Origin of the sequence: Deinococcus rhizophilus, assembly GCF_030271215.1 — a bacterium.
Classification (GTDB): Bacteria; Deinococcota; Deinococci; order Deinococcales; family Deinococcaceae; genus Deinococcus; species Deinococcus rhizophilus.
In genome coordinates this window covers 1-4,025 of record NZ_JASNGB010000228.1, presented here as the reverse complement: position 1 = coordinate 4,025, position 4,025 = coordinate 1, and the positions used below count along the sequence as shown (strand labels likewise).

The following is a 4,025-nucleotide window of genomic DNA, read 5'->3' as shown; positions in this document are numbered from 1 at the left end:
CACGGTGGTGCGCAGGCCCTGCCACACCGAGTGGCGCGGCTGCAGCCGCTGCGGGGCCGCCGGGGGCTCGCCGCCCGCATCCGGCGTCTGCGGCGCACGCTCACTCCACACCACCAGTCGGTCGCGGCCGTTGGTCTTGGCGAGGTAGAGGGCCTCGTCAGCGCGGCGCAGCAGGGTGCCTTCGGCCTCGGCAGGAAGGCGGGTCGCCAGCCCCGCCGAGAGGGTCAAGGGTCCCCAGGGCAGGTGGCCCCGGCGCAGCTCCCCGCGCAGGGTATCCACCCAGTCCAGCAGCGCTCCGCGCTCCGCCGCCTCGGCCAGCAGGGCAAATTCCTCGCCGCCCACCCGGTAAGCCCGCACCCCGCCCGGCCCGGGGCCCTCCAGCTGCCGCCCGACCTGCCGCAAGACCCGGTCCCCGCCGCTGTGGCCGTGACAGTCGTTGATCGCCTTGAAATGGTCGAGGTCCAGCAGGGCGAGGTGCCCCCCACTGCCCAGCGCCGCGAGGTCGCGGTCGAACTGGCGGCGGTTGGGCAACCCGGTCAGCGGGTCGGTGTGGGCCTGGGTGCGCAGGGTGTGGGCCAGCCGCAGCAGCCGCAACCGCGACTGGAGGATGAACAGCGCCGCCGCCAGCCCCACCCCGCCCAGCAGCAGCCGCAGCGGATACGAACTCCAGAACAGGTCACGGCCCTCGGCCGAGAGCAGCAGGCCCCAGCCCACCCCCAGAAAGGGCAGCGGGGTCAACCACAGGTCGCGCCCCCGCAGATCCACGAGCAGCCGCTGGGCCCAGGGACGCATCAGGGTGCTCAGCAGCAGCACGCTCAGAAAATGCAGCCACACCACCGGCCAGATTCCGGCGTCACCGTCGAACCAGATTCGCCACACCAGCATGGGCGCGGCCACCAGCGCCCCCAGCACAGGGCCGGAATGCAGGGTGATCAGCGCGATGGGCACGTACCGCAGATCGATCCGGAAGCCCCCGACTTCCATGCTGGACATGGCCAGTAGCAGGGTCACGCCCGCCGTCAGCACCAGCCGCGCGGCGTGCTCGGTGCCCCGGCGCCGCACCGGCCACTCCCGGTAGGTCAGGCTGACCGCAAAGGCGCAGGTGATCAGCAAGCAGAAATTGAGCAGCAAGAAGGTCATGTCAGGGGGGGGCACCGGGGAGGCGGGCGGGGGGAGGCTCAGAGAACGGGCCGGGCGGCCGAAGCTGCCGGTCTGCCGCCCTGCCGGGGCATTCTGGCGCACCCCTGGCTGAAATGCCACTTTTCCAGCGCCAGAACGTAAGATTTTCGTCTTTTTGGACTGCCCCTTACCCCCGAGAGGGGGGGTCAGCGCCCCCGCAAGGTGGTCTGCACCGCGCTCATGAACTCGGCGCGGGTGCGGGCGTCGTCCCTGAACAGGCCGCGCATGGCGCTGGTGGTCGTCGAGGAGTTCTGCTTCTGCACTCCGCGCATCGCCATGCACAGGTGCACGCCCTCGAGCAGCACGGCCACGCCGCGCGGGGCCAGCAGTTCTTCGAGGGCGTCGGCGACCTGGGTGGTCAGGCGTTCTTGCACCTGCAGGCGACGGGCGTACAGGTCCACGATGCGGGCGAACTTGCTCAGGCCCAGAATCTGCCCGTCCGGGATATAGGCGACGTGCGCCCGGCCGTAAAAGGGCAGCATGTGGTGCTCGCACATCGAATAGAACTCGATGTCCTTGACGATCACCATCTCGCTGCCCTCGGCGGCGAACACGGCGTCTCCGGCCGCGTCCGAGAGACTGCGGCCATACCCGGCGGTCAGAAAGGCCCAGGCCTTGGCGACGCGCTGCGGGGTCCTTTGCAGCCCCTCGCGCTCCGGGTCTTCCCCGATGGCCGAGAGCCAGCCGTGGGTCAGGTCGCGCAACTCCGGCACTTCCAGCCGCTCGTCGGCGGCGCTGATGGTGGGTGGAATGGTCAAGGTGGGTCTCCTTTGGGGCGGCGGCCCGCCGGGCACGGCGCGGGGAGCAGTCCCCGGAGTGTCGGGCCCAGAGGGTCGGGCGCAGAGGGTCGGGCCCGGANGGCGGCCCGCCGGGCACGGCGCGGGGAGCAGTCCCCGGAGTGTCGGGCCCAGAGGGTCGGGCGCAGAGGGTCGGGCCCGGAGTGTAAGGACCGGCGCGGCGGGGGACTGTAGCCGGTCCGCCGGGAACCTGGAGCATTGACTCGCTCTGCTGCGCAGCTTTGCAGGTCCGCTCGGCCAACGAAGGCGGAACCCCACCGCATTCTTATGGCACATGCTCTAGGTCCAGCTCACGGCCCCGTAGGTCTGCTCGCGGGCGGGGCCGCACGAGAAGATCACGACGGGCACGCCCACCGTCTCCTCGATCAGGTCGAGGTAAGCCTGGGCCTCACGCGGCAGGGTGTCCCGGCTCTCGGCGCCGTCGGTGGTGCTCCAGCCGGGCAGCTCGCGGTAGACGGGCTGGCCCTCGGTGCCGTAGGCGACGCAGACCCTGACGGTGTCCAGCCCCGCCAGAATGTCCATCTTGTTGATGACGAGACCGTCAAGGCCGTTGACCTCGGCAGCGTAGCGCAGCAGTTCGAGGTCCAGCCAGCCCACCCGGCGGGCGCGGCCGGTGGTGGTGCCAAACTCGTCCCAGGGCTGCGAGCCGTCGCCGCGCAGCCGCCGCTCCATCTCCCCGAAGACCTCGGTGGGAAAGGGACCGTGGCCGACCCGCGTGTTAAAGGCCTTGGCGACCCCGTACACCCGATTGACGGCGCGGTGGTTGACGCCCGCACCGACCAGGATGCCGCCCACCGTGGGGTGGCTGCTCGTGACAAAGGGATAGGTGCCGTAGTTCAGGTCGAGCAGGGTGGCCTGCGCGCCCTCGAACAGCACGTTCTCGCCGTCCCGGATGGCCCGGCGCAGGTCCGAGCCAGTATCAAAGACAAAGGGCAGCACGGCGTCCCGGATGGGCAGCAGGTAGCCCAGCGCGTCTTCCACCGTGGCCCAGCCCGCGTCACGGGTGGAGTTGGGCTTGGCCTCCAGCAGCCGCCCCACGCGCTCGCGCAGCGTGGCGTCGTCGGCGAGGTCCCCGAAGCGCAGCCCCACCCGCCGCGCCCGGTCCGCGTAGGCCGGGCCGATGCCGCGCCCGGTGGTGCCCACGAAGTCCCCCCGGCCGTCCACGTACTTGTGGTGCGGCAGCACGAGGTGGGCGCGGTCGCTGATGCGCAGCTCGGGCGACAAGCCCCCCGCGAGCAGGCTCTGGCGCTCGGCCAGGAACTTCTCGGGGTCGATGACCATGCCGTCGCCCAGCACGCTGACCGCGCCCGCGTGCAGCACCCCGCTGGGCAGCAGGTTGAGCTTGAAGGTCTGGCCCCTGGCGGTGACGGTGTGCCCCGCGTTGGCCCCGCCCTGATAGCGCACCACGTAGCGGGCCTCCGGCGCCAGAAAATCGGTGATCTTGCCCTTGCCCTCGTCTCCCCACTGCGCCCCGATGATGGCGATTCCCGGCATGTCAGCCTCCAGCCGCGCACGCAGACTTGCCCTTTCCCGGCCTCAGGCCAAAAAAAAGCACGGCGCACGGCACCGTGCCCCAGTGTACCCCGGCGGGGCCACGCGCCCAGAGCACCCAAAGAGAAGGAGGCCCCAGCCGGGGCTGGAGCCTTCTTCGGAACGCGGGCGGGGCTCAGATCACCAGGATGATCGGTTCCTCCAGCGTGGTCGCCACGCTTGCCAGGAAGCGGGCGCCCTGGGCGGGGTCCACCGGCCCGTTGAGGGTCAGGGCGGCGCGGCCCCCCTGCACCCGGCCCACGCTGAGGGTCAGCGCGTGCGGCAGGTGCAGCTCGTCGAGGTCGAGCGCCCCGGCGTCGGTGACGAGGAGGTCGGGCGTTCCGGCGAAGTCGCCGTCGAGCGCGGCGAGGGCCTCGCGCAGGCTGCCGGAGTGCACGGGGCGGGCCTGTTCGCCCCCGACCCGGTAGACGGCGACCGTGCCCAGGTCCAGCGCCTCGGCGTGGCGCTGCGCGGCGCGGGCGACGAGCAGCGCGAGCGGCACGTCCTGCCCGAGCGCCC

General features: G+C 71.7%; 3 protein-coding genes and 1 pseudogene. All 4 read right to left on the bottom strand.

Features of this window, described 5'->3' with window-relative positions; translation table 11 throughout:
* Positions 1-1,140, bottom strand: a 1,140-nt coding sequence (locus tag QOL99_RS15610; protein WP_285525172.1) for a GGDEF domain-containing protein, incomplete at its 3' end; no start/stop codon positions are given.
* Between the two features lie 185 nt (positions 1,141-1,325).
* Complete coding sequence (folE, locus tag QOL99_RS15605; RefSeq protein WP_407650202.1) at positions 1,326-1,937, bottom strand: GTP cyclohydrolase I FolE; 612 nt, start codon at positions 1,935-1,937, stop codon at positions 1,326-1,328.
* A gap of 318 nt (positions 1,938-2,255) precedes the next feature.
* The gene (locus QOL99_RS15600) at positions 2,256-3,470 is read right to left on the bottom strand and encodes an adenylosuccinate synthase (protein ID WP_285525170.1); all 1,215 of its coding nucleotides are present in this window, start codon (positions 3,468-3,470) and stop codon (positions 2,256-2,258) included.
* Positions 3,471-3,642: 172 nt separating this feature from the next.
* Positions 3,643-4,025, bottom strand: a pseudogene (locus QOL99_RS15595) (E3 binding domain-containing protein); the annotation flags it as partial.